Origin of the sequence: Saccharopolyspora sp. SCSIO 74807 (assembly GCF_037023755.1) — a bacterium.
Lineage (GTDB): Bacteria > Actinomycetota > Actinomycetes > Mycobacteriales > Pseudonocardiaceae > Saccharopolyspora_C > Saccharopolyspora_C galaxeae.
In genome coordinates this window covers 3183167-3209231 of sequence record NZ_CP146100.1, presented here as the reverse complement: position 1 = coordinate 3209231, position 26065 = coordinate 3183167, and the positions used below count along the sequence as shown (strand labels likewise).

22 protein-coding genes are annotated in these 26065 nt (G+C 67.5%); 19 read left to right on the top strand and 3 right to left on the bottom strand.

What is annotated here, in order from left to right; all coding sequences use genetic code 11:
• Positions 1–350 precede the first annotated feature (350 nt).
• A complete protein-coding gene (locus V1457_RS14825) occupies positions 351–1667 on the top strand; it encodes a family 43 glycosylhydrolase (protein WP_200071054.1) in 1317 nt (438 codons plus the stop codon).
• 151 nt (positions 1668–1818) lie between these two features.
• On the opposite strand, the gene V1457_RS14820 is transcribed toward V1457_RS14825, so the two are convergent.
• On the bottom strand, positions 1819–2724 hold the full coding sequence (locus tag V1457_RS14820) for a LysR family transcriptional regulator (RefSeq protein ID WP_338604548.1): 906 nt from the start codon (positions 2722–2724) through the stop codon (positions 1819–1821).
• A gap of 29 nt (positions 2725–2753) precedes the next feature.
• On the opposite strand from V1457_RS14820, the gene V1457_RS14815 reads away from it, so the two are divergent.
• From V1457_RS14815 to V1457_RS14765, 11 genes are all read left to right on the top strand, one after another.
• Complete coding sequence (locus tag V1457_RS14815; RefSeq protein WP_338604545.1) at positions 2754–3833, top strand: nitronate monooxygenase; 1080 nt, start codon at positions 2754–2756, stop codon at positions 3831–3833.
• A 7-nt stretch (positions 3834–3840) separates the two neighbouring features.
• Positions 3841–5043, top strand: a complete 1203-nt coding sequence (locus tag V1457_RS14810; protein ID WP_200071051.1) for a YbfB/YjiJ family MFS transporter — start codon at positions 3841–3843, stop codon at positions 5041–5043.
• Between the two features lie 62 nt (positions 5044–5105).
• Positions 5106–5297, top strand: a complete 192-nt coding sequence (locus V1457_RS14805) for a tautomerase family protein (RefSeq protein WP_338604540.1) — start codon at positions 5106–5108, stop codon at positions 5295–5297.
• 52 nt (positions 5298–5349) lie between these two features.
• A complete protein-coding gene (locus V1457_RS14800) occupies positions 5350–7284 on the top strand; it encodes an FAD/NAD(P)-binding protein (RefSeq protein WP_233627643.1) in 1935 nt (644 codons plus the stop codon).
• 114 nt (positions 7285–7398) lie between these two features.
• On the top strand, positions 7399–7803 hold the full coding sequence (locus V1457_RS14795; RefSeq protein WP_338604536.1) for a carboxymuconolactone decarboxylase family protein: 405 nt from the start codon (positions 7399–7401) through the stop codon (positions 7801–7803).
• Positions 7796–9304: an FAD/NAD(P)-binding protein gene (locus V1457_RS14790; RefSeq protein WP_338604532.1), complete on the top strand. Its 1509-nt coding sequence runs from the start codon at positions 7796–7798 to the stop codon at positions 9302–9304. The genes V1457_RS14795 and V1457_RS14790 overlap by 8 nt, the downstream gene beginning before the upstream one ends.
• A gap of 24 nt (positions 9305–9328) precedes the next feature.
• On the top strand, positions 9329–10138 hold the full coding sequence (locus V1457_RS14785) for a class II aldolase/adducin family protein (RefSeq protein WP_200071047.1): 810 nt from the start codon (positions 9329–9331) through the stop codon (positions 10136–10138).
• Between the two features lie 64 nt (positions 10139–10202).
• On the top strand, positions 10203–11810 hold the full coding sequence (locus V1457_RS14780; RefSeq protein WP_338604529.1) for an acetolactate synthase large subunit: 1608 nt from the start codon (positions 10203–10205) through the stop codon (positions 11808–11810).
• Positions 11800–13350, top strand: a complete 1551-nt coding sequence (locus V1457_RS14775; protein WP_200071045.1) for a 4-hydroxyphenylacetate 3-hydroxylase N-terminal domain-containing protein — start codon at positions 11800–11802, stop codon at positions 13348–13350. Before V1457_RS14780 ends, V1457_RS14775 begins: the two co-directional genes overlap by 11 nt.
• Positions 13351–13476: 126 nt before the next feature.
• A complete protein-coding gene (locus V1457_RS14770; protein ID WP_338604526.1) occupies positions 13477–14493 on the top strand; it encodes a VOC family protein in 1017 nt (338 codons plus the stop codon).
• A 62-nt stretch (positions 14494–14555) separates the two neighbouring features.
• The gene (locus V1457_RS14765) at positions 14556–15299 is read left to right on the top strand and encodes an SDR family NAD(P)-dependent oxidoreductase (RefSeq protein WP_200071043.1); all 744 of its coding nucleotides are present in this window, start codon (positions 14556–14558) and stop codon (positions 15297–15299) included.
• Positions 15300–15417: 118 nt separating this feature from the next.
• On the opposite strand, the gene V1457_RS14760 is transcribed toward V1457_RS14765, so the two are convergent.
• Positions 15418–17850 (bottom strand): PEP/pyruvate-binding domain-containing protein, encoded by a 2433-nt coding sequence (locus tag V1457_RS14760; protein WP_338604523.1) that lies wholly within the window; start codon positions 17848–17850, stop codon positions 15418–15420.
• Between the two features lie 234 nt (positions 17851–18084).
• On the opposite strand from V1457_RS14760, the gene V1457_RS14755 reads away from it, so the two are divergent.
• Positions 18085–18819, top strand: a complete 735-nt coding sequence (locus V1457_RS14755) for an SDR family NAD(P)-dependent oxidoreductase (protein ID WP_295150888.1) — start codon at positions 18085–18087, stop codon at positions 18817–18819.
• A 55-nt stretch (positions 18820–18874) separates the two neighbouring features.
• On the opposite strand, the gene V1457_RS14750 is transcribed toward V1457_RS14755, so the two are convergent.
• Positions 18875–19450, bottom strand: coding sequence for a TetR/AcrR family transcriptional regulator (locus V1457_RS14750; protein ID WP_200071040.1), 576 nt, complete (start codon positions 19448–19450; stop codon positions 18875–18877).
• 834 nt (positions 19451–20284) lie between these two features.
• Between V1457_RS14750 and V1457_RS14745 the strand changes: the two genes are divergently transcribed.
• The 6 genes from V1457_RS14745 (at position 20285) to V1457_RS14720 (ending at position 25883) form a co-directional block, all read left to right on the top strand.
• Positions 20285–20668 carry an ectoine synthase gene (locus tag V1457_RS14745; RefSeq protein ID WP_338604520.1) on the top strand — a complete coding sequence of 128 codons (384 nt, stop codon included), beginning with the start codon at positions 20285–20287 and terminating at the stop codon, positions 20666–20668.
• 74 nt (positions 20669–20742) lie between these two features.
• Entirely contained in the window at positions 20743–21312 is a 570-nt protein-coding gene (locus V1457_RS14740; protein WP_338604517.1) for a nucleoside 2-deoxyribosyltransferase, read from the top strand.
• Positions 21309–22235: a hypothetical protein gene (locus V1457_RS14735; protein ID WP_338604514.1), complete on the top strand. Its 927-nt coding sequence runs from the start codon at positions 21309–21311 to the stop codon at positions 22233–22235. Before V1457_RS14740 ends, V1457_RS14735 begins: the two co-directional genes overlap by 4 nt.
• Complete coding sequence (locus tag V1457_RS14730; RefSeq protein ID WP_295150897.1) at positions 22219–22998, top strand: creatininase family protein; 780 nt, start codon at positions 22219–22221, stop codon at positions 22996–22998. Before V1457_RS14735 ends, V1457_RS14730 begins: the two co-directional genes overlap by 17 nt.
• Positions 22999–23048: 50 nt before the next feature.
• The gene (locus V1457_RS14725; protein ID WP_295150899.1) at positions 23049–24401 is read left to right on the top strand and encodes an ATP-grasp domain-containing protein; all 1353 of its coding nucleotides are present in this window, start codon (positions 23049–23051) and stop codon (positions 24399–24401) included.
• Positions 24402–24404: 3 nt separating this feature from the next.
• On the top strand, positions 24405–25883 hold the full coding sequence (locus V1457_RS14720; protein WP_295150901.1) for an MFS transporter: 1479 nt from the start codon (positions 24405–24407) through the stop codon (positions 25881–25883).
• Positions 25884–26065 lie beyond the last annotated feature (182 nt).

The window sequence follows — 26065 nt, the reverse complement described above, 5'->3', positions numbered from 1 at the left end:
TTGATCAGCATCGCACAGCGCACCCCGGACCTACGAACGACCAACCCCGGTGACCACAGTGGACAGAACGCCCGGATCGGTCAGGAGGAATCCGCGGGACGGCCCGCCACCACCTTCGCGAAGGGTTTCCCTGTCGCAGCACCGCGTGCGTCCTCGCAGCAGCAGCCCGCGGACTGCCGCGGACGTGCACCGCCGACGGCGATCATGCCTACACAGCGGCGTTTTGTGGATTCGCGAAGTGGTTTCGTCGTCGATCCCCGCGCAACCGAGCCGATGTAATCTCGATCACGGGACCGAGCGGTTGGCCGGTCTCGACCCGCCATTCGAGTCGACACGATCGGGAGCAACCGATGTCCACCTACGAATCCGGCTCGCCGCTGAACCGGCGGTCCCTGCTGCTGGGTACCGCGGGCACCGTGGGACTGGCGACCGTGCTGCCCGCCGTCGCATCGGCCAAGGGCGCCGCGCCGAAGCAGGAATACCCGCCGAACTGGCCGGAAAAGAAACCCTACGGCACCGCGGACACCCGGAAGGACCTGTGGCCGAGGGACGACAACTCGCGCATTCTCGATCTCGAGCTGCGCCCTCGGGACGAGGAGCTCGGCAGGATCTGGATCCGGGACACCTACGTCAACTGCTTCACGGTCGACGGGAAGGCGCTCTACGTCGCCACGGGCACCACCCGCGCCGGTGATCTCGACGCGGCATCGCCGTGGAACGACGGCATCTTCGTGTGGGTCGCCGACTCCTTGGACGGCCCGTGGAAGCTGGTGGACACGACCGGCATCCGGCCCGATGCGGACAAGGGCAAGGTGTGGTCACCGGAGTTCGTCGGCGAGAACGAGCCCGGACGCACCGTCGTCGCCCCGTGGCAGGAGTACTGGCACGACGAGGAATACGGCAAGCGCGGCAACGTTTGGGCACCGGAGCTGCACTACTTCCGCGGCACCTGGTACCTCGTCGCGTGCATGGGCGATCACTCCAGGAAGGTCGGGTCGTTCATGCTCAAGAGCGAGGGCGGCGTGCAGGGCCCGTACCGGGTCGTCGAGGGCAACCTCGAAAAACCGTTCGGCGACCTGGCCCCCGACGGGCCGGATTTCGTCGACCCGGAGATCTACCACCACATCGACGGCGGGCTCTACACCGAAGACGGCAAAGCGTGGCTCGTGCTGCACAACGACCTGTACGCGGAATTCCGGGACGACATGGAGGACATCGTCCCGAAAACGAACCTCCCGGAGTTCGAGCAGACGCGGTACGCACCGGAGCCGTATCTCGAAGGCGCGTTCGTGCTCAAATACGAAGAGAAGTACTACATGATGCACGCCGCCTGGAATCGGACGTCGACCGAACCCGACGGCAGCAAGCGCTACGCCTACAACACGCCCGAAAACGAGAGCGAGCAGTACCAGTACGACGCGATCATCGCCGTCTCGGACACGTTCGAAGGTCCGTACTCGAAGCGCTGGACCGCGGGTGTCGGCGCCGGCCACAACAACCTCTTCGTGGACGCCGACGGCCGGCTGTGGGCGACGTTCTTCCGCAACCCGGTCGCCGGCTACTGGGCCGACCCGTCACGGGTCGAGGACGCCGCCGTGCCCGGCGTGGTCCGAATGGAGTGGACCGGCCCGGGCCGCGACCGGATCTACGTCCAACGCCGGAAGTGAGGGTGCCTGGCATGACGGCGCTTCGTGGCGGAACCACCGACCGTACGATCACGCTGACCCGGATGATCACGGCAGCCGGGCGAACAGTGCCTGAACAGCGCTGCTGTGGACACGCAGTTCCTGTTGCGGTCGAGTTCACTCGCACCGGACATCAAGTTCGATCCGGCCGGTCGTTCCGGTCGATCTCGGATTCCGCGGCGATCCGGTGGAACGCCTCGACCAACGGCAGCTCCCGCTCCGCCGCGCTCGCGATGGAAAGCCGGACCGGCGGAGCGCCTTCGATCGGGATGTAGCGCACCTGCGGGTGCGGGTGGTGCAGCTTGGCCGAAACCGGAACGACCCCCACCCCTTGCCCGGCGGCCACGGCTTCGAGCCATTCGTCGAAGTTGCCGCACCGCACCGCCACCGCTGGGCCATCTCCCGGCCACAAATCCGGGGTGGTCGTACCGCTCACCGTGTTCATCACCAGTGGATGCGCGGCCAATTCGGCCCATCGGACCGCGGGTTCCGCCGCGAGCGGGTGCGACAGCGCCACCACCGCGACCCGGGTTTCGTGCGTCAACGTGGTCGTGCGCAACCCGAGGTCGTCGACCTCGCCCCGGATCACCGCGACATCGACCCCGCCGTGATCGAGACCAGCGGTGCGATCATCGATGCGAACCAGCTGGACCTGGGCGCTGGTCTCGGCTTCGAAGCGCTGGGTGACCTGCTGTGCCCAGCCGCTCGGGAGCACCCACGCGAACCCGAGGCGCAGCACGGCGCCTTCCATCGTGTGCTGAAGGACACTGTCCAGACTGGGCAGCACCCGGCGCAAACCGCCGTGCAACCGTTGCCCGGCCGGTGTGAGGTGCACGTTCCGCGTAGTGCGATCCACCAGATGCACCCCGAGGGCATCCTCCAGTTTCCGGATCATTCTCGTCAGCGTCGGCTGCGTCACCTCCAACCGGCCTGCCGCGCGGGTGAAGTGCAGGTCTTTGCAGAGCTCTTCGAAAGCCCGCAGCTGCTGCAGGTCGACGTCGTCCATACCGCCAGAGCATAGAGCATTACCGGAACGCATTTGTCTCGTTTAACCTAACCGCCTAGTCTGTGGCCGCGAGCTCACCGAATGAGGAGTCGACATTGTCACGTGCTGAGTTTCCGCTACCGCGGGTTCCGGTGATACTCGGACCAATGGCAGGAGGCGCGGGAACGCCCGCGCTGGCCGCGGCAGTCTCCAATGCGGGCGGACTGGGATTCCTCGCAGCGGGCTACAAGAATGCCGCGAAGCTCGGCGAACAGATCGACCAGTTGCGCCAACTCACCTCGGCCGACTTCGGGGTGAACCTTTTCGTTCCGGAAATCGACGAGCCTGATCCAGCCGGCGTGCGCGCCTATCGGGAACGGATTTCCACCACAGCGCACGAACTGGGCGCCGAACCGGGTGATCCGTTGTGGACCGATGACGACTGGGAGGCCAAGGTCGCGCTGCTGCTCGCCGACCCGGTGCCGGTGGTGAGCTTCACCTTCGGCTGCCCGCCCGCCGACGTCGTGTCCAGCTTGCACGACGTCGGCAGCGCCGTGGTGGGCACGGTCACCGGCGTCGCCGAGGCCGAGCAAGCGCAAGCCGCCGGAGTCGACGCGCTGTGCGTGCAGGGCAGCGAGGCGGGCGGGCACCAAGCATCGTTCAACGACGCCGAGGAGCGCACGACGCCGCTGGTGGACCTGCTCACCGCCGTGCGGGGGCGGAGTTCGTTGCCGCTGATCGGTGCCGGCGGCGTGATGAACGCCGAGCACGTCCGGGCAGTCCTCGACGCCGGTGCCGTGGCCGCGCAGCTGGGCACCGCGTTCCTGCGCGCGGCGGAGTCCGGCGCGAACCCCGGGCACAAAGACGCTTTGGTCGATCCCCGCTACAGCGAAACCGCGGTGACCCGCGCGTTCAGCGGCCGGCGCGCCCGCGGCCTGGTCAACTCGTTCATGCGGGAGCACGACGCCCAGGCACCCGCCAACTACCCGCACGTGCACTACCTGACCGCACCCCTGCGCGCCGCGGCGGGCAAGGCCGGGGACATCGACCGATTGAACCTGTGGGCGGGGACCCGCCACGAGCTGGCCGAAGCCCGTCCCGCCGGGGAAATCGTGGCCGCGGTCGCGGACCGACTCGCCACGCAGTCCGACCGAGGGCAGTGACCTGGCGATGACCGACAAACTGGGGGCCCGGATTTCCGAGGGAGCGGTGACGCCGTCCCCGCAGGGCTTGATCACCGCGGGTGCGCTGGCGTTGGCGGCCGTGATGGGGATCGGACGCTTCCTCTACACACCGGTCATGCCCGAGATGCAGCGCGCCGCCGGGTTGTCTGCACACGTGGCCGGCTCGCTGGCGACCGCGAACTACCTCGGCTACCTGGTCGGGGCGCTGGTCACGGTGTTCCTCGACGTCGCCAAGCTGCGCCGGCCGCTGCTGGTGGCGGGGCTGATCGGCAGCGCCGGATTGACCGCGAGCATGGCCGCCACGACTTCCGCGGCGCCGTGGCTGTTCATGCGCTTCGGCAGCGGGGTGGCGAGCGCGCTGGTGTTCGTGGCCGCCACTGATTTCGTGCTCGACTCGGTGCAGCCCGGACGACGCTACGCGGTCGGCTGGTTCTACGGCGGCGTCGGCACCGGGATCGCCCTGTCCGGACTGATCACGCCGCCGTCCGTGGATTTCGCCGGCTGGCGCGGCCCGTGGCTGGCCGGCGCGGTGCTGATCGCGCTCGTGATCCCGTTCGTGCTGCTGAAAAGCCCCGGTGGCGCCCGCCATCGACACGCGGCCGAAGCGGCACCGGCCGGGCCGGACCCGATGCGGCTGCCGTTCGCGCTGCTCGTCATCGCCTACCTGTTGGAAGGCGCCGGTTACATCATCACCGGGACCTACCTGGTGACCATCGTGGGCGAATTCGGCCCGGCTTGGCTGAGCGCGTCCGCGTGGGTGCTGGTCGGGCTCGCCGCCATCCCCTCCTGCCCGTTGTGGGCGTGGGCCGCGCAGCGCTTCGGGCAGACGTCGACGCTGCTGGGGTCCCTGCTGCTGCAAGCTGTGGGGCTCGCGTTGCCCGCCTGGAATCCGCATCCGGTGTCGGTGGTGATCTCCTCGCTGATCTTCGGCGGCACGTTCATGGCCATCGTCACGCTGATCATGCCCTTGGGCAGGCAGTGGGCCGGGCGTAGCGCCGCGGCCAGCGCACCTGTCCTGATCACCAGCTACGGACTCGGTCAGGTGCTCGGGCCGCCTGCCGCGGAGGCCATGTCGACGGGTGGTTCGCTCCTGCCCGCGCTATGGCTCGCGGGCGGGCTGGTGCTGGCGGCTGCGCTGATCGTGCTGCTGGCCGCTTCGCTGACCAGGAGGAGGCCGTCGCCCGGCTGACCGGGCCGCTCCTGCTACCGGCTGTTTCACGCCGCCATTCGGCACCGACTCTGGGGGTCAACTTGCCGTTCATCGTCGTCCGCATGCTCGAAGGCCGCGATGCCGAGCAGCGCCGGAAATTCGCCCGCGCCGTCGCGGACGCTGCGCAGCAGCACTTGCGCGCGTCCGCCACAGACGTTCAGGGCCATTTCGTCGACGTGCCCCGCACACATTTCTTCCGGGGCGGAACATTTCAATCCGATCTGGCCGATTGAAGCTAACCGCAGTTCTCAAATAAAGCCGTAGCGCACGCTGATAAATGGAAACTTGGGGGTTTCTGTGCGCCGTCATATCGAATTGTGCATCGTCGGCTGCGGTCCGCGCGGCACCGCAGTGCTGGAAAGAATGGCCGCGAACGCGGTCGCTCTCGAAATCGAAGCGTCGATCACCGTCCACGCAGTAGACGCATTCCCGCCGGGTCCTGGAAAGGTGTGGCGCGTCGATCAGTCCGGTGAACTCCTCATGAACACCGTGAGTTCGCAGGTCACGTTGTTCACCGACGACAGCGTGGTGTGCGACGGGCCGATCAGGCCCGGGCCGAGCCTGTACGAGTGGGCGCAAGCTGCCCACCACGACCAGCACGACGAGCAAAATCGCCGGGAAATCGCCGAGCTCGGCCCGGACGACTACCCGACCCGACGATTATACGGGCGCTACCTGCGCTGGTTCTTCGAGCGGGCCATCGCCTCTGCCCCGCCGAACCTGCGCGTTCAGGTCCACCAGGCCGAGGCGCGGGAACTCGACGACGAGCCCGACGGTTCGCAGACCGTCCTGCTTTCCAATGACGAACGGTTGCGCGGGCTCGATGCCGTCGTCCTGGCACAGGGCCACCGCCCGGCCGAGCCGACCGCTCAGGAGCAGCAGCTGCGCAGCTTCGCCGACGAGCACGGGCTGACCTACCTGTCCCCGGCCAACCCGGCCGATCTGCACCTGGACGACATCCCAGCTTCCGAAACGGTGCTGCTGCGCGGGATGGGCCTCAACTTCTTCGACCACATGGCCTTGTTCACCGCAGGGCGTGGTGGCCGCTTCGAACCGGATGGCGATGGACTTCGTTACCGGCCCAGCGGCAACGAGCCGCACCTGGTCGCCGGGACTCGCCGAGGTGTGCCGTACCACGCGCGGGCGGCGAACCAGAAGGGCGCGCACGGCCGGTACTTCCCGCGGTTGCTCACCGACGAGGTGATCGCGGACTTCCGGCGACGGGCGGACGGCGGCGATCCGCCGCACTTCCGCACGGACGTGTGGCCGCTGGTCGACAAGGAGATCAAGCTCCTCTACTACACCACCCTGCTGCGGGAACGCGCCGGCGAGCACGCGGCCGTGCTGTTCGAGAAGCGCTTCCTGCACGACGTGTGGCAATCCGAGCAGGAGCTGCTCTACCAGTTCGGCATTGCGCGAGGGCAGCGCTGGAGCTGGGACTGGATCGCCAAACCGTACGGGGACCGCGTGTTCTCCGGGCGGTCGGAGTTCCGCGACTGGTTGCTGGGCTACCTGCGCGCGGACGTTGCGGAGGCGGCCAAGGGCAATGTTTCCGGGCCGTTGAAGGCGGCGCTGGACGCCATGCGCGACCTGCGCAACGAGATCCGGCTGATCGTCGATCACGGCGGCATCAGCGGCACCTCCTACCGGGACGAACTCAAGCCCTGGTTCACTCCGCTGACGGCGTTCGTCTCGATCGGCCCGCCGATGCGCCGCATCCAGGAGATGATCGCGCTGATCGAGGCCGGTGTCCTGGAGGTGTTGCCGCCCGGCGTGCGGGTGGACGAGGACTCCGGGGCGTTCCGGATGTCTTCGGCGCACGCACCCGAGGACATCGTGCGCGGCCGGAACCTCATCGAGGCACGGCTGCCGGAACCCGGATTGCGGGGGACGGCGGACCCGCTCCTGCGGCACTTGGCGGAAACCGGCCAATGCCGCCGCTACGAGATCGGCGACCCGTCGGAACCGTATCTCAGCAACGGCCTGGCGGTTTCCGGACGTCCGTTCTTCCTCCAGAACGCGCACGGGCAGGGGCACCCCGCACGCTTCGCCTTCGGGGTGCCGATCGAAGCCGTGAACTGGGTGACCGCAGCAGGCGCGCGGCCCGGTGTGAACTCGGTGTCGCTGTCCGACGCCGATGCCGTCGCGCGCGGCGCGCTGAGCGCCGCCGACACCCGGAGGACTGCCGAGGCAGGCCCCGCGACCAGCGCACCGGCGTGATCCGCGCGCCGAGCACGCGCCGACCGCTGCACCCGCGAACTTCCACCACTACTGCGGGCATCCCCGCAACCGCCGCCGTTACCGGCAGGAACCGCAACGACGAGGAGGCAGAACGTGGACACCGATGACCGCTACCGCGCCGGTGATCGCGCCCGGCGAGAAGTGCTCGGCGACGAGTACGTCAACAACATGCTGCGCGGATGGAGTCCCGCAGCCCCGCTGCTGGAACTCATCACGGAGTACTCCTGGGGCTACCTGTGGAACCGCGATGCGGTGGACCGGCGCGCCCGAAGCCTGATCACAGTAGCGCTGCTGGTCGCCCTCAACCGGCCGCGGGAGCTCGAACTGCACGTCGGGGGTGCCCTGCGCAACGGGTGCACTGTCGAGGAACTGGCGGAATTGGCCTTGCAGGGCGCGGTCTACGCCGGGATCCCGTCGGGGATCGACGCGATGCACGTCATCAGGCGAGTCGCCGACGAAATGCACGGCTCCGCGCAGCAGGAACCCACCGATGGGTGAGGGATTGCGGATCGGCGTGGTGGGCAGCGGTGCCTCCGCGGTGTGCCTGCTCGACGCGCTCGCGCAGGCTGATTGCGAGCCGGGATCGATCACGCTGTTCGAGTCAGCCGAGAGCTGGTGGCGGGGCCGCCCGTTCCAGGACGACGACGCCGTGCTGCGGGTGAACGCACCACCGCAGGACATGTCCGTGCGCGACGGGGACACCGGTCATTTCGCCCGCTGGCTCGCCGTGCGCGGAGCGGCCTGGCACGAAGATCCGTTCACCGGCACGCCTTACTGCCCGCGCAGCGTTTTCGGCGAGTACCTGGAGGAATCGGCGCGGACGGCGCTGCGGCGGCTGGCCGAGCGAGGATGGTCGGTTCGGCTGCTCGGCGAGCGCGTGAATTCGGCGGTCACCTGCCACGGGGGCGTGCGGTTGCAGACCAGCAACGGACAGCAGGTGTGGGCCAGCCACGTCGTGCTCTGCGTCGGCGGCGGGCGGCCCGCTGATCCATACGGCTTGACCGGGCGACCGGGGTTCGTCGCGGATCCTTACCCGGTCGCGCACCGGTTCGAATCGGTGGCACCAGACACCGATGTGGCGGTGCTGGGCAGCGGACTGACCGGTGTGGACGCGGTGCTCGCGCTGGCAGCGCGGGGCCATCGCGGCCGCATTCACCTCGTCTCGCGCACCGGTGCGCTCCCGGCGGTGCGCCAGCGCCCGGTCGAGCACCCGCTGCGGTTGTTCACCCGGGAGCGCCTGAACGCTGCCGCCAGGCGCAACGAGACCATGACCGTGGGGCAGCTGACCGAGGTGATGCGGGCCGAACTGGCCTCCGCGGGCGAGGCGCTGGAAGCGGTGGCCGACGCCGTGCGCTCGTTGACCGCGGGCACTCCCGTATCGCGGCTGCGACGTGCCCTCGCGGGCGTCGATTCCCCGAGCCTGGCCCTGCGCATCGTTCAGCGGGCGGTGCCCGAGGCGGGCCCGGACGTCTGGACGCTGCTGCCCGAACACGAGAAGTCGGCCTTGACGCACTCGTGGCTGCGGACGGTGATGAGCCTTTGCTGTCCGATGCCGCCGACGAGCGCGGCCGGTCTTGTCGAGCTGGCCGAGTCGGGACAGCTGCGGTTCGTCCATGGAGTGCGCGGTGTGGCCAAGCCTTCCGGCGAACCGTTCCGGATCAGCGCCTCGGGCGGCCGGTACCGGGCGACCACCGTGATCAACGCGGTGCCTGCGCACCGGGCCGCCGCGGCGGACCAACCGCTGATCAAGTCGCTGGCCCGCCGTGGAATCGCCGAACTCCATCCCCGCGGCGGTGTGCGCGTCGACCCGTTCACCAGCCGGTTCGTCGTCGGCGGCACCGCTGATCCGCGGTGGTACGCGCTCGGCGACCTGGCCGGCGGCTCGCTGTTCTTCACGTTCGGAGTCCCGTCCCTGGTCGACCGCGCCCGCGACATCAGCAACGCACTTCTCGAGCACCTGCGGTCGCAATCCTCGATGACCCGGGTGCCGACCGCTTGAGCGGGAAACACAGGAAGGAAGCACATGAACGCCGCACCCCAGCAAGAGCAACAGCACCTCGCTGACACGCGCACCGGCCTGCCACTGCCCGGCGGTCCCGTCTTCGACTCCGCGCAGGACGAGCGCCGGGACCGGAAACGCCGGCTCGTCGCGGCCATCCGGCTGTTCGGCAAGTACGAATACGGAGAAGGCATTTCCGGGCACCTGTCGGTGCGCGACCCCGAACATCCGGAACACTTCTGGGCCAACCCGTTCGGCGTGTCCTTTCAGCAGGTGAAGGTCCGGGATCTGGTGCGGGTGGACGCGGCGGGCAACGTCGTCGAAGGCATGCACAAGATCAACCCGAGCGCGTTCGTCATCCACTCCAAGATCCACGAACTGTGCCCGGACGCGGTCGCCGCGGCACATGCGCACACCGAATCCTCCCGCGCACTGGGCGCGCTGGGGCGATTGCTCGAACCGCTCGACCAGGAATCCGCCGCCTTCTACCAAGACCAGGTGCTCTACGACGCCTACGAGGGACCGTCCATCACGATCGACCAGGGCCGCGACATCGCGGAGAAGCTCGGCGGGAGCCGGGCCATCCTGCTGCGCCACCACGGGCTGATCACCGTCGGTGCTTCGCTCGACGAGGCGGTGCACCGGTTCGTCACCTTCGACGGGTGCGCGCGGGTGCAGCTGCTGGCCGCGGCAGCGGGGCAGCCACTGCCCATGACCCACGAACAGGCGGTGAGCGCCAAGGCGGGGTTCGGCGACTCGCAGCTCGGCTGGTTCAGCTTCCAGCTGCTCTACGACGAGATCACCGCGGAACAACCGGACATGTTCGAGGAGTGAGCCCCGTGCGCAGAAATGGCGCGCCCCGGCGCGTGCTGACGCCCCCGAACACGTGGAGGACGGCGTGAACGGAGCACATGCCCTGTTGCGCACGCTGGTCGACTCCGGCGTCGACGTGTGCTTCATGAACCCGGGCACCTCGGAGATCCACTTCGTGCACGCGCTGGACGCCGTGCCTGAGCTCCGCGGCGTGCTGACGTTGTTCGAGGGAGTGGCCACCGGCGCGGCGGACGGCTACGCGCGGATCGCGCAGCGGCCCGCATCGGTCCTGCTGCACTTGGGCCCCGGGCTCGGCAACGGTTTGGCGAACCTGCACAACGCCTGGCGGGCTGGCACGCCGATGGTCGCGCTCGTCGGTACCCATGCGACCTGGCACGAGCGCTACGACGCCCCGCTGCAGTCCGACATCCGGCCGATCGCGGGCACGGTGTCCGGCTGGGTGCGCACCACCGGTCACCCGCGCGACCTGGCGCGAGATGCCGCATCGGCGGTGGCCGCGGCGCGCGGACCGGCCGGTCGGATCGCGACGCTGGTCGTGCCCGCCGACGTCGCCTGGTCCGAAGGGGTGGTGTCGGCGCCGCCGCGGGAAGCGCGGACTCCCGAGCCCGTCCGGGAAGCGGGGCTGGAAGCGGTCACCACGACGCTTCGGGACGACGCGGAACGGCCGTTGCTACTGCTCGGCGGTGCTGCCCTGGGCGAGCGGGGACTCCGCGCGGCGGGCCGGCTGCGCTCGGCGACCGGTGCGACGGTGCTCGTCGAGCGCTTCCCCGCACGGATGCGCGGCGGCGCGGACGTGCCGGCGTTTCCGCGGGTGGCCTACCCGCCTGCGGCCGCCGCGCAGCAACTCACCGGACACGACCGGATCGTGCTCGCCGGAGCCGATTGGCCGGTGACCTTCTTCGCCTACCCCGAGCATCCGGGCGACCTGGTACCGCCGGATTGCGAGGTCGACGTCCTGGCCGAGCCGGACCAGGACGTCGTTGCCGCGCTGGAAACCCTCGCCGACCGGCTCGCGCCGGGTCACCGCCCGGTCGGAGCAGCATGGTCCGCGCGACCGATGCCGACGAGCGGCCTGCTCGGCGTCGCGAACTTCGCCGGTGCGGTCGCGGCTGCCCTGCCGGAAAACGCCATCGTGGTCGACGAGGCCAACACGGCGGGTTCCGGCCTCCCGCAGGCGTTCGCGCGGGGTCCGGCACACGACCTGCTGACCGTCACCGGCGGCGCTATCGGACAGGGGCTGCCGGTGGCCACCGGCGCCGCGCTGGCCGCACCGGACCGGCCCGTGGTGCTGCTGGAAGCCGACGGCAGCGCGATGTACACCATCCAAGCCTTGTGGACGCAGGCCCGTGAAGGGCTCGACGTCACGACGGTAGTGATCAACAACGGCGCCTACGCAGTACTTCAGTCCGAATTGGACGGTGTTGGTCGGCCGGGCCGCCGCGCCCGGGAAATGCTCGCCCTGCAGCGCCCAGGACTGGATTTCACCGCGCTCGCAGCGGGCACCGGTGTCCAGGCCGTGCGCGTCCGCACCGCCGAAGAGCTCACCACCGCGCTCCGGCGAGCGGTGTCCGAGCCCGGACCGCAGCTGATCGAAGCCTTCATCGCACCCACGCCTGCTGCTGCGACCAGCATGCCTTCCCCGACTTCGCAGAGGACCACAGATGGCAGTTGAAGCGACCACTGATTCCGCCACCCGCAACGAGGTCCGCCCGTTCACCGGCACGCAATTCCTGGATTCGCTCCGCGACGACCGCGAGGTCTACATCTACGGCGAGCGCGTCGGTGACGTGACGGGCCATGCGGCGTTCCGCAACAGCGCGCGTTCCTTGGCGCAGCTCTACGACGCGATGCACGAACCTGCCGCAGAAGGCGTGCTGCGCGTTCCCACCGACACCGGGAACGGCGGGTTCACCCATCCGTTCTTCCGCACCGCCCACAGCGCCGACGACCTCCTGCAGGCCCGGGACGCGATCGCTGCCTGGCAACGCCTGGTCTACGGGTGGATGGGGCGCACACCGGACTACAAGGCGTCCTTCCTCGGAACGCTGGGCCCGAACGCGGAGTTCTACGGGGAATTCCGGGACAACGCGCGCCGTTGGTACAAAGACGCGCAGGAGCGCGTGCTGCACCTGAGCCACGCGCTCGTGCACCCGCCGATCGACCGAGACCGGCCCGCGGACGAGATCGCGGACGTCTGCGTACACGTCGAGCGGGAAACCGACGCAGGGCTCATCGTTTCGGGGGCGAAGGTCGTCGCGACCGGTGCGGCGCTGACGAACGCGACGTTCGTGGCGCACTACGGGATTCCGGTGCGGGACAAGCGGTTCGGGCTGGTGTTCATCCTGCCCGCGGACACCAGCGGGATGAAGTTGTTCTGCCGCACGTCCTACGAGCGGATCGCCGCGGCCACCGGTAGCCCGTTCGACTACCCGTTGTCGAGCAGGATGGACGAGAACGACGCGATCCTGGTCCTGGATCGCGTGCTGGTTCCGTGGGAGAACGTCCTGATGTACGACGCGGACGCGGCCAACTCGTTCGCTTCCAGCACCGGGTTCCTGGAGCGGTTCACCTTCCACGGATGCACCAGGCTCGCCGTCAAACTCGACTTCATCGCCGGCTGCGTGCTCAAAGGGGTGGAGATGACCGGCACCGGCGAAACCCGGTCCGTGCAGTCCCGGGTGGGCGAGATCCTCAACTGGCGGGACCTGTTCTGGGCCCTCTCCGACGCGATGGCCGGCTTCCCAGAACCGTGGACGGGCGGCAGCGTGCAACCCAACCTGCACTACGGGCTCGCCTATCGCACCTTCATGGGCACCGGCTACCCGCGGGTCAAGGAGATCATCCAGCAGACCTTGGGCAGCGCGCTGATCTACCTCAACTCGCACGCCGCCGACTGGCAGCACCCGGACATCCGGCCCTACCTGGACAAGTACGTGCGCGGCTCGCACGGCATCGAGGCGGTCGACCGGGTGCAGCTGCTCAAACTCCTCTGGGACGCGGTCGGCACCGAATTCGCCGGCAGGCACGAATTGTACGAGCGCAACTACGGCGGAGACCACGACAGCGTGCGCGCCCAAACCCTGTTCGCTTACCAGAAATCCGGCAGGGACGGCGAGCTGAAAGGTTTCGCCGAGCGGTGCATGTCCGAGTACGACCTCGATGGATGGACCCGGCCAGATCTGTTCGGCCCCGCCGACCGAGCAGCGCGTTGAACCTGGTCAGCGCCACCCGGACGAACGCCGCGACCACGCCGCTGAGCGGGTCGCTGCCGCGGGCGCCCGCGGCTCGTGTCCGCAGAAGTCCCTGCAAGGTCCCCACCAACCCCGAGGGAACCGACCATGCACGAAACCCGTCCGCACCACGAGATCGCCCATCTGGCCTGCATCGAGCTGTGCTCCCCGGACCCGGCGGGCAGCGAGTGGTTCTTCACGCAGCTGCTCGGCATGTACGTGACCGAACGCCGCGGCCAATCGGTCTACCTGCGCGGTTACGAAGACCCGTATAAGTGGAGCCTGAAGATCACCGAAGGCCCGACGCCGCGGATGGTGCACGCGAGCTTGCGGACCTCGTCCGCGGACGCGTTGCACCGACGGGTCCGAGCCGTCGCGGCCGCGGGACTCGGCGACGGGTGGATCGACGGCGACTTCGGCCACGGTCCGGCATACCGCTTCCACACCCCGGACGGCCACGAGCTCCGCCTGCTGTGGGAGACCGAGCAGTACCTCGCTCCTCCTGATCTGCGCAGCAAAATCTTGACCCGGCCGTCGAAGAAGCCGTTGCACGGGGTTCCGGTCCGGCGCATCGACCATTTGAACCTCATGGCCGCCGACGTCAGCGCCGTCCGGCGCACCTGTGAGGACCTGCTCGGGATGCGCACCCGCGAACGGCTCGTCGACGGCGACGCCGAGGTCGGTACCTGGATGAGCAGCAACAACCTCGGGCATGAGGTGGCGGTCATGCGGGACGCGCGGGGTGCGCTCGGTCGCTTCCACCACGTCGCCTTCTACTACGGCGTCGCGCAGCACAACGCCGACGCCGCCGAGATGTTCCGGGAGCAGGGCGTGCCCATCGAAGCCGGCCCCGATCGGCACGGGATCTCCCAAGGAGCGTTCCTGTACGTCTTCGAGCCGGGTGGCAACCGGGTGGAACTGTTCGGAGACCCGGGGGTGCTCGTGCTGGAGCCGGATTTCCGAACCAGGACTTGGACGATGGACGAGATCGATGTGGGCATGGCCATCGGCGGAGCACAACTGCCTTGGGAAACGTACTTCACCTACGGCACGCCTCCCGTGGAAGCGCCGCACGACGGCACCACGGGTGCCGCCACCTCCGATCCGGCTCCGGTGCCGGACTGACACTGCCGCACGCCGAACGATCGCATTCCGCACAGCACTTCCCCAGCGAAAGGATTTCTGCGGTGTCTGGACAGCTGAACGGCAAGGTCGCGCTCGTGACGGGTGCGAGCTCCGGCATCGGAGCCGCGATCGCCCGCGGCCTGGCCCGCGAAGGAGCCGCCGTCGCGATCGCCGCGCGCAGGTACGAGCGGCTGACGGCGATGGCCGACGAGCTCACCGCAAGCGGTGCGACCGTCCACCCCATCGCACTCGACGTGAGCGATGAGGACGCCTGCCGCGCCGCCGTGGAATCCACTGTGGACACGCTCGGCGGGCTCGACGTCCTGGTCAACAACGCCGGGGTGATGTTGCTCGGTCCGGTGGAGGATGCCGACACCTCGGACTGGACGCGGATGGTCAACACCAACGTGCTCGGCCTGATGTACTTGACGCACGCTGCATTGCCACACCTACTGGCGGCGCGCGGAACGCTCGTGCAGGTCTCCTCGCTGGCCGGGCGGGTCGTACGCAACGGGTTCGCCGGTTACAACGCGACCAAGTTCGCGGTCAACGCCTTCAGCGAATCGCTGCGTCAAGAGGTCACGGCCCGGGGCGTGCGGGTCATCGTGATCGAGCCGGGAATGGTCGACACTGAGCTGCGCGATCACATCACCCACGCGGCCACGCGCCGCTCCGCGAACGAGTGGGCGGCGTCGATGCGCCAGCTCTCCCCCGAAGATGTCGCTGATTCGGTCCGTCACGCCGTGCTCGCACCACCGCACGTATCCGTCAACGAAGTGCTGATCCGGCCGACGGACCACGTCTGAGGTCCGGCGACCGTTCCGCAGCACGCGCCGATTCCCGGTCGGGCTCGCACGAACGCCGCCGGCCCCGACGGGGCAAGAACATGCCGCGGCCCAGCAGGGGAATCCCGGGCGCACGGCCTCATTCCGGAGTGACCGTGCCCGAGGTCGCATCCACGGTGACGACCTGACCCGTCTCGATTTCCGCGGTCGCGTTCCGGACGCAGATCACCGCCGGAATCCCGTACTCGCGGGCGACCGTAGGACCGTGCGCCATGGGCGAGCCGGTTTCGGTGACGAGCCCGGCCGCGGTCATGAACAGCGGAGTCCAGCCGGGATCGGTCGTGCTGGCCACCAGGATCTCGCCGGGTTCGAGCCGCGCGTCGGCCGGATCGCGGACGACGCGCGCACGGCCGGTCACCTTGCCCGGGGAGGCGCCCAGACCGGTCATCGCGCCATCGGCGACGGCCTCGGGCGCGCCCGTCGCCTCCAGGTCCGTGCCGTCGGAAAGCACCGCGATCGGGACCGCACGTCGACGCATTTCCCTGGTGTGGCGGTACTTTCGTTCAACGGCGAGGTCCCGTTGGTCGGTTCCGCGCACCGCCGCTCGGATCTCGTCGAGGTCCAGGAACATCACGTCGCCGGCTTGCTCCAAGCGTCCCTGCCCGCTGAGATCCTCGCCGACGCGCAACAGCTGCGTGCGCATCGAGCTCAGCGAGTACAGCCAGGCGAACTTGCCGAGTTCGCGCAGGCCGGTGAGCCGGCGGGCGCGGCGCATGCAGAACCGGGCGAGGCGGGCACGGATCGGGCGCTTGCGACGGGCGCGCTCGTGGAGCTCGTCGATCATGGCCTCCGCGCGTTCCGCGGCTTGGGCGAACCGGCGGTCCGGAGCCTGCTCGGGATCGGTGATCCGCAGGTATCCGGCGATGGTCGACAAGATCTGCGTCGGATCCTCCGACCAGCGAGGCACCCCGATGTCGACTTCCGACGCAGCGCGGTGGCCGTAGCGGGACAGGAAGTCGTCCAGCCCGATGTCGGGGAGTTCGCCTGCCTGATAGCGGGTGGCGAGCTCCGCGGGCGGTGTGAACCGCAGCAGTTCCCGCTCCGGCTCGTCGAGGTCGGCGGCCAGCCGCCACAGCGCGAGGTCCATTTCGGTGGTGACGTTGTGCGGCAACCCGCCCAGGACGGTGTCCAGCTCGGCGTCCGTGGCGATGCCCTTGAGCAGCGCGTTCGGGAACTGGCTGACGACGATTCCGATGAACAGCGGCCAGATCACCTCGGACGCCGTCATGAAGTCCCGCTGCACCTGCTCGGCGAAACGCAGCCGCTCGGCGGTGCTCGCGGATTCCGGTGCCACGGCCCGGCGCTTGAGCTTCTCGGTGGTCCGGAAAGCGCGTTCGCGCGCGGCGGCGGGGAAGGCGAGGATCCGGATGAACTCGAACTTCGCCTTCGGCAGCACCCGCAGCCCCTTCTTGAGCAGCGGCGCAACGGGGAAGGGCAGACCGCCGGTGGTCGGCGCGAAACGCGGATCTTTCAGCAGCCGCCGCACGATCTCGACGTTGCGCGGCCCGTAGACCTCCATCATCCGCGGCAGTCGCGACCGGATTCGCTTGTTGCGCAACAGGTCCGAGAAGTCCATGAACAACCGATCGCCGACCGGGACGATCCCCATGGCATCGCCGAACGCACCGCCCGAGAGCCCGGCGGAGTCCATCCACAGCTTCGCGCCACGGGTCAGCGCCGACATCCCCGCCGGGGTGAAGGGCCGCAGCATTCCCTGCATGTGGCCCATCTCGAAGTAGACCCGCAAGTCATCGGTTTCCGGCGGCAGCGGGAAAAGTGTTGTGATGGCATGGGATTGCAGCAGCCACAGCCCGCCGTCCCGGGCGATGGCCCACTCGATGTCCTGCGGGCAGCCGAAGCTCTCCTGCACCGCGGCCCCGGCTTCGCGCAGCAGCTCCAGCTGATCGCGGTCCAGGCAACCGTCCGCCCGCGGCGGGGTTCCGTCGAGGACGTAGTGATCGGCGATGGCGGACCCGTCGACGACCGCCTCGCCCGATCCGGAAACCGCGTCCACGACCATGTCCGTCCGCGTCCCGGTGAGCGGGTTCGCGGTGAACAACACCCCGCCGGCCTTCGCATCGACCATCCGCTGCACGACCACGGCCATGTGCACGTCGGGGCCGACACCGTTGGCCTCGCGGTAGGCGACCGCCCGATCCGAGTGCAACGAATCCCAGCAGCGGCGGATCGCGTTGAGCAGCTCACTGGCACCGCTGACGTCGAGAAAGCTCTCCTGCTGCCCCGCGAAACTGGCATCGGGCAGGTCCTCGGCGGTGGCGCTGGAACGCACCGCCACCCGTCCGCCGCCGATTCGGGCGTAGGCGTCGAGGACTTCCCCTTCCGGGATCTCACCGGTCACGTGCGCTCGCGTGGTCAAGCAGAACCCTTGCGGCACCCGGAATCCGGCCTTGATCAACTCACCCAGGCCGGCGGCTTTCCCACCGACCAGTCCGAGCATGCTCGCGTCGATCTGCGCGAGTTCGATCACTTGGGAATCATTGCCGGTCGCCATCGCGCGGCTCCCGTCTCGTACGGCGATCACGTCTCAACACGCCGACCAGACTTCCCGGCACACCACGGCAAAGCCGATGGCCGGATGCTACTCCCGGAACCGCTCCGGTCAATATCGATCCGCCCAGAGCCCGCCGCCCGGTGCATGGTGGCGCGCGCCACCTTTATTGACCGCTCAGTCCAGATCGGGCAGAGTTATGGACGCAATGGTCCATAACTGAGGGAGGTGGGCGGCGTGGCCGTCCTGACCGGCAAGACCGCGGTGATCACCGGCGGCAGCAGCGGCATCGGGCTCGAGATCGCACGGGCGTTCCGCGACGAGGGCGCGAAGGTGTTCATCACCGGCCGCCGCAAGGAAACGCTCGACAAGGCGATCGCCGAGCTCGGCGCGAACGTGACCGCCGTCGTCTGCGACTCCGCCGTGCCCGCCGATCTCGACGCGCTCTACGAAACCGTCCGCGAGCAGGCCGGGCACCTCGACGTCGTGGTCGCCAACGCCGGTATCGGCATCGAGACCGCATTCGGCGAGGTCACCGAGGATCAGGTCGACGCCCAGTTCGCCACCAACGTGAAGGGAACGATCTTCACCGTCCAAAAGGCATTGCCGCTGCTCCGCCCAGGGGCATCCATCATCTTGACCGGATCGAGCGCCGCGACACGCCCGCCGCACGGTCTCGAGATCTACGCCGCGACGAAGGCTGCGGTGCGCAACCTGGCCCGCGGCTGGGCGCACAGCTCGCGCCGGTACGGCTTCCGGGTCAACGTGCTCTCGCCGGGCACGGTCCCCACTCCGGGCCTGCTCGATCTCCTCCCCGCGGAAGCTCGGGAACAGACCAAGGAAATGACCCCGCTGGGGCGGCTCGGCGCACCCGAGGAGATCGCCGCGGCCGCCACCTTCCTGGCCTCGGACGCCTCGAGCTACGTCAACGGCTCCGAGCTCGCCGTCGATGGCGGCGTCGCGCAGATCTGATGCCCGCCACCCGCCCTGCGGGCGACTTGGCGCCGTGAGGTGGCTACTCGGTGCACTACAGCAGTCGCCCCAGGGCGGACTCGGCCACAGCGGAGAGCGCGTCGACTCCCATGCCTGTCCGCCCGAGCGCGACCACTCCGAGCTGGGCGGCAAGAACCGCATGGGCGATCTGGCCGGGATCCGCATCGGGATCCACGTCGCCTTCGCGCTGGGCTCGCTCGACCGCCTCCGTCAGGACCTTGGCGGTCGCGTCGTAGCTGCGCCGGGCCTCGGCCGCAACATCCGGCATGCTCGCCGCCAGCTCGGCTGTGGTGTTGGCCAACAGGCACCCGCGCCGGGCGGATTCCGAGTCACAGCTCGGACCTCGCACGAACTCGCGCACCAGGTCGATGCCCCGCGGCACGGACGCCAGCCGCTCGTGCAGCATTCGGTCGTTCGCGTCGTTGTATTCGCGCAGCACCCGCAGGAACAAGTTGTGCTTGTCGCCGAAAGCTCCGTACAGGCTGCCCTTGCCGAGTCCGCTGGCGCGCATCAGATCGTCCACCGACGTCGCGGCGTAGCCCTTGTCCCAGAACACCTGGCGGATCGCAGCGACGACGCAGTCCTCGTCGAATTCCCGGGGGCGTGGCACGCCGCGATGATACGGGTTCTTGACCAACCAGGCCAGAAACCTGGGCGCCCCTCAGCACGACCTTGGCTGCAGCGCTCGTCGGTGAACAGGGGGAACGCTGAGCTGCACCACGTGCATGAGCGTGGCGAGCTGGGCGCGGGACGCGGGGCTATCGGACGGCTGCCGAACCCGATGCCGCAAGCGCCGGAAAGTCGAGCCGGATGGTCCGCCGCTGACGAGCATCACTCGGGAGGAACGCCGGGAACACAACGTCGTCGGACTGGCACAGCTGGTCGCACCCGGCTACCCGGGCAATCGGTCGCCGGGTTCCACGGCTGCCACGGCCTGCTGCTGATGCGAACCGGGGTCGCCGACCGGTGGTGCCCGCGTTCTCCGCAGAAAGATCACTCGGCCGCGTGAAAGTTCGACGCAGGCATTTGAGCCCGACGACAGTCAAGATCCATGGCGGTTGAGGCACCAGACGAGAAATTGACACGCCTGGTTGCACAAAAAGGGTAGCGCTGGGCACAGCGCGTGATCCACAAGCCTTTTCGGGAGCACCCGAATTCAGCGCATCGGCTAAATGTCGTTCATATGGCGCAACGCACTCGTCGATCGGCCGGACGGCAGCCAGATGAGTCAATTTCCTCGTTTCCCGAACAACGTGCCCCCATTCGCGTGTAATACACCTCTCGGTGAATTGCACCCACTAGAGTAGCGTGATCCGAAGTCGTTGCATCGGACCCCGCCCCCAAGTAGGCTCAATTCAAATTTCAATCACCCCTGTCGCTAATCAGTTTCGTATCGGAACCCGAGGTGAAATCGGTTTGATACGCGCGAAACCAGAGGACGTGCATGTACGTACGGAGCATTGAGGAAATCATCGATACCGAGCGGGATGTGGACTGGGGAAACGGTAAGAGCTACCGCCTGCTACTTGAGTCCGACGGCATGGGATACACGGTTTGCCACACGGTGGTCAAAGCCAACACCAGTTCAAAAATTCGCTACCGGAATCACCTGGAAGCCTGCTACTGCATCGCCGGCGAAGGCGAGGTCGAGGACCTCAACGGAAACCGATATCCACTTTCTCCTGGCGTCTTATACGTCCTGAACGATCACGATGAGCATTACCTGCGCGGCGGCGACAACAAGGATCTAGTGCTGGCCAGTGTATTTAATCCGCCCCTCAAGGGGCCGGAAAAGCACGACCTGAGCCGCCCTGATTCAAGCTATTAAGACATACCGGCACAGCTCGTCCGCGCAACCCACGAGTACCTACTCAACGAAACGAAGAGGCCCCTGGAAAGAACATGAATACACAAATTGCGCACAACGGCGTCGACCTTTCCGGGGTCAACGTTTTCGTCGGAGGACCCATCCAGCACGCCATTCAGGGCGACGGCTTCCACGCATCACTTCGTGAAACCATTTCACGTGTCATCGACGCCGTGCAGGATTCGAATGGAACCGTTTTCTCGGCGCACTTGGCGGAGAAATTCGGCGACGATACTTCCCTGTTCACACCGGAACAGGTGTCAATGCGTGATTTCGGCTGGATGGGACAGTGCGATGTCTTCATTCCAGTCCTCCCCACCGGGCAAGAGGAAGAACTGCTGCGCACTGACGGAACGCACGTCGAGCTCGGTTGGGCATCGGCGTTGCGGAAGCCGATTGTTCTAGTCACGCCGCTGCCGATCAATCCGACGGCCAGCCACTTGCTGCGCGGGCTGCCCAGAGTGGGCAACGTGACGATGCTGGATCTCGCAGCAGTGGTCGAGCGGCCGGAGTCACTGTTGGACGTGGTGGGCTCGGTTACCGTGCGGCCGCAGGTGATCGCACCGGCGGTGACCGGGGACGCAGCGGGAGCGGCGCTCCGATGAGTGAGCCCGCTAATCGATCTGCGGTCGAAGTCCTGGGGCTTACCCTGTCCTCGCCATTGGTCGTTGGTTCGGGTCTGCTGACCGATCAGGAACGCAATATCCGTCGACTGCTCGCCAAGGGCGCGGGAGCGGTGGTGACCAAGACCATCCACCCGGCCCCGGGCGTCCTGGCCAACGAGCGGTTGCTGCGCATTCCCACCGGGATGCTGAACAGCACGACATACTCGCGGCGCGCGGTCGACGAGTGGTGCGGGATCATCAACCGCTTCGCCGAGCAAGCCCTACCCGTCATCGTCTCGATCCACGCTCGAAGCCCTGGAGAACTCGGTGCACTGGCAGAGCAGGTCGTCAATGCCGGAGCTCAGGCCCTTGAGCTGGGAATCGCGTGCATGAACGAGGACGAGACGTTCGAGGACACTCCTGACCGCGTGTACCAGTACACGGCACAAGTGCGCGCACGCGTGTCGGTGAAGATCAGCGCCAAATTGGCGATCGGTGGCGATACTCGAGGACGCGCCGAGGCGGCGATCTTCGCAGGAGCCGACGCGATCACGTTGAGCGACACGATTCCTGGCCTCGCGGTCGAGACCGACAGCGGGCAAGTGCACCTCGGTGATGCCTACGGTTACTCGGGCCCCAGCCTCAAGCCGATGGTCCTTGCCGAAATCTTCGCGTTGCGCAACGCCGGATTTGACTCGCCGATTCTGGGGTCAGGTGGCGTGCAAACCTGTGATGACATCGTCGACTACCTCAGCGTGGGGGCCAATGTCGTTCAGGTGTACACGGCATTGCACAGGAACATGTACGACACGTTGGTCGACTTACACGAGGGATTGACCTCGTGGTTGGACAACCGTGGCACCACGCCCGCCGAACTGTTCGGACGAAGTCTCGACAGGGAGAACCATGCGCACGCGAAGTAGTACGCCGCGGAGCTTTACGGATGTCACCAGCGCGGAAGCGACGAGCACGGCAACAGAGGCGACTCTGGTGTGGGCGATCGGCGGGATCGAACAGCACGGTCCTCATCTTCCACTCTCGGTCGATTTCGACATCGCGGATGCCTTGGCGCGACAGGTCGCTGCCGAGTTGGACGGTTACACACTGCCGTCGCAGCCGATTTCGGTTCGGTCCCTGCCGCAAAGCGGTGGTGGGCTGGCTTTCCCCGGCACGGTGTTCGTCCACGGGACGTCGTTCGTGCACTACATCACCAACGCGCTGACCTCGCTGGCCGAACTGAGGCCTCGACGAGTCGTCGTCCTCAACGGTCACTACGAGAACGAAGTGTTCCTGTTCGAAGCGCTCGACATGTGTCGGTCGAGCGGGAAGCTCGACACGACCGCAGTGCTGGCGTTGAGCTGGTGGAGCGCGGTGCAGGGATCCTGGACCGCCGAGCACCTTCCAGATTTTCCCGGTTGGCATGCCGAACATGCAGGCCTCACCGAAACCAGCCTGATGATGTTCCTGCGCCCGCAGGCGGTTCGAGAGGACCGGCCGGAGCACGACGCACCGCCCCCGGCCGGTGTGTACGCGCATCCGGTTGATGTCGACCGGATTTCGCACAACGGTGCCCTATCGTCCACCGCCGGAGCGTCCGCGGAGATCGGCGAAGCGCTCTTCTGGCACGTCGTCGACAACATCTGCGAGCTGGTGCGATCTCCGCACCGGAAACCACGGCAGCGTTGACAGCGACCCACGGCGCGGACACGGGATCGACCATCGCAGGAGACGCGTTCATGACCTTTTCCGAGCAAGTCCCCACTGTATGTCTCTGCAATGCCGTCGACACGTTGCGCGGCATCGCCGATCGCGCCCACAGCGCGGAGGAAGCGAACCTCATCCTTTCCGAATCGTGCTACCAGCAAGACCAGGCTTTGTTCTGGGAACCGGGCAGGAAGCTCATCGTGACGGCTGAGCCCATAGCCGAACTCGCCTGGCAAACGGACTTCCTCGGGTTGGAGGGCATCTCGAACACGAGCCCACGTCACGCCTCCACTGCACTGTTCACCGACGTTGCCGAGGACCAGTGCATTGTGCGGGACCTCGTTTCACATGCAGGTTCCGGAGGCCGGCTCCGGCTGATACCGCACACCACGACGCCCGAGTTGTGGAAGCTGGTAGACATGCTGGAAACACAGCACGGTCTGCGCATCGAGCTTCCCGAAAGCACCGTGAACCAGGCATTACGCGACTACCTGGACACCAAAATCGGCTTGCGCGCTCTCGCCGAGGAGTGCGGCCTGCAGGACACCGCGTGCCGGGTGGCACGCGGTGCGGCGTGCACTACCCGGCAAGAGGCGGCTGAAGCCGTGGAAGGGTTTCAACGATCCGAAGCATCCTGCATCGTCAAGGCGGACCGAGGTGAGGCCAGTGTCGGCCTGCTCATCTTCCGGCCAGGTGACAGTACGACGACGGTGCGTCGCGAGTTGGAGCAGTGCGCGTTTTATGGTGACGACCCCATCGTGGTGGAGGAGTACATCGAGGGCGCCGGGGTGGTGTTTCCGTCGGTCGAATATGTCATCTCCGGCGACCCCGCGGTACCGCCACAACTCACACACATTTGCCTTATGCTGTTCGAGGGAGCCACCCAGCTGCGCGGGAATGTGACGACCGCGTCGCTCGGCGAGCACCCGTGGCACTCGAACTTGATCGCAGGTAGCGAGATCATCGCCCGTGAACTGCAACAGCGCGGCTACCGGGGACACTTCGGAATCGACGCGGTCGCCCGTCCGGACGGCACGGTCTTCCTCCTGGACCTCAACGCACGACGCACGGGATCCACACATGTCCACGACTTCGGCGTCGGCTTTTTCGGCGACGATTACCGCGACCGCGTGACGGTCGGAAACTACGACTTCTACGGGCTGCCGCACGACGTCCCGCTGAGCTCCGTCCTGAGCGGACTCGGTTCCCTCGCGGCTCCTCCCGGCGCAGGCGACGAAGGTGTCGTGCCCTGTGAGCTCACAGGGTTGCGCACCGGCAGGCTCAGCTGCTTGATTTTCGCTTCGACGCTGAGCAGGTTCGAAGCCGTGGTAGAGCAGGTTCGCGCCGCCGTCGCTACGATCAACGCTGAATACGATTCACGGTAGGAAATGACAGAACACACGCGCCGTTGGCTGATCCTCGGTGTCGTCGCCGGATGCTACTTTCCGGTGGCCGCTGATGCGACGATACTCAACCTGGCGATTCCGTCGCTGAACAACGCCTTGGGAACGAGCGCCCAGGACATCCTCTGGATCGCGAACATCTACCCATTATTGATGGTGGGACTGGTTCTTGTGACCGGCCCACTCGGTGACCGGATCGGGCATCAACGGCTGCTGCTCTGGGGGTTGGTGGTGTTCGCGGCCGCCTCCGCCGGATGCGCGTTCGCATCGACCCCTGCGGCACTCATCGCCGGGCGTGGAGCGCTCGCGGTCGGCGCCTCAGCCATCATCCCGGCCACCCTGTCGATCATCCGGCAAGTGTTCGTGAACGCCCGTGAACGCGCCTTTGCCATTGGTGTGTGGAGCGCCGTCGCTTCCGGGGGCGCCGCACTGGGGCCGCCACTCGGGGGGATCCTGCTCGAATACTTCTGGTGGGGCAGCGTCTTTTTGATCAATATTCCGATCGCGCTCGTCGCGTTGCTGGGGGTAGGTCGGTTGCTCGGCAATCACCCCGCCCCTCAGCCACCGAAGTGGGAGGCATTGTCACCGGCCTTGGGCGTGGCCGGGATCGTCTGCGTCGTCTACGCGATTCAGGCGGCCGGACATGCGGGCTCGTCCCTCGCCTCGATCGTGGTCCCCGCGACGATCGGAGTGGGTGTGCTCACCGTGTTCACCCGACGACAGCTCTGGATGGCCGACCCCATGCTGGATCTCCGGCTGTTCCAGGGAGCCACGTTCCGGTTCGGGGTCCTACTCGCGGTGGTCCCGGTCATGATCATGGTCGGTTTCGAACTGCTGCTCGCCCAAGAACTCCAGTTCGCCGTGGGGCTGACACCGCTGAGTGCCGCCATGGTCCTGCTGCCCATGCCGCTGGCGGCCTTCGTCGCCGGACCGAGCGGCGGTTATCTCGTCGCCCGCTTCGGGATGCGCCTGGTCGTGCCGGTCGCCCTGGGCACAGCGGCGCTCGGCTACTTCGGACTCTACGTCGGCTCCTCGCGAGTCGAATGGCTCGTCCCCTGCCTGCTCCTGATCGGCACCGGCCACGGAGCGGTCATGACCACCGCCTCAGACGCGATCATGACCAGTGCGCCCGCCGACCGCGCCGGCAACGCGGCCTCCGTCGAATCCGTGTCGTACGAACTCGGCGCCGGCCTAGGTATCGCCGTGCTGGGCAGCCTCATGGCCTGGCTGTACACCGCGCGCTTCCCCCAGCCGCTGGGCGGTCAGGTTCCCGAGTCGGCCTCGCATTCCATCGGCGAAGCCATGCGAGTGGCCGAGGACGCCACCGGCGGGACAGCGGAGCTGATCGTGACGGCAGCGCGAACCGCCTACACCGACGGCTTCCGGGTGGTGATGCTCGTCGCCGGCGTCGTGCTCGTCGCGCTCGCGTTGATCGCTTCCAGGTCCCCGCGGCCGCAGAGTTGAGACCACCGCGACCTCGGTGGCGATCAGGACGTTCGGCCCGTTGAGGACGGGCACTACGCCTCGGAGTTCTCGGACAGAGATCCAACAGGGCATCTGCGCCGAGGGAACGATGCAGCGTTTCGGCGGACAGAACGAGTTCGTGTTCGCCGGAAGTTGTTCGTGAGCATCAGGCCCCGTTCGAA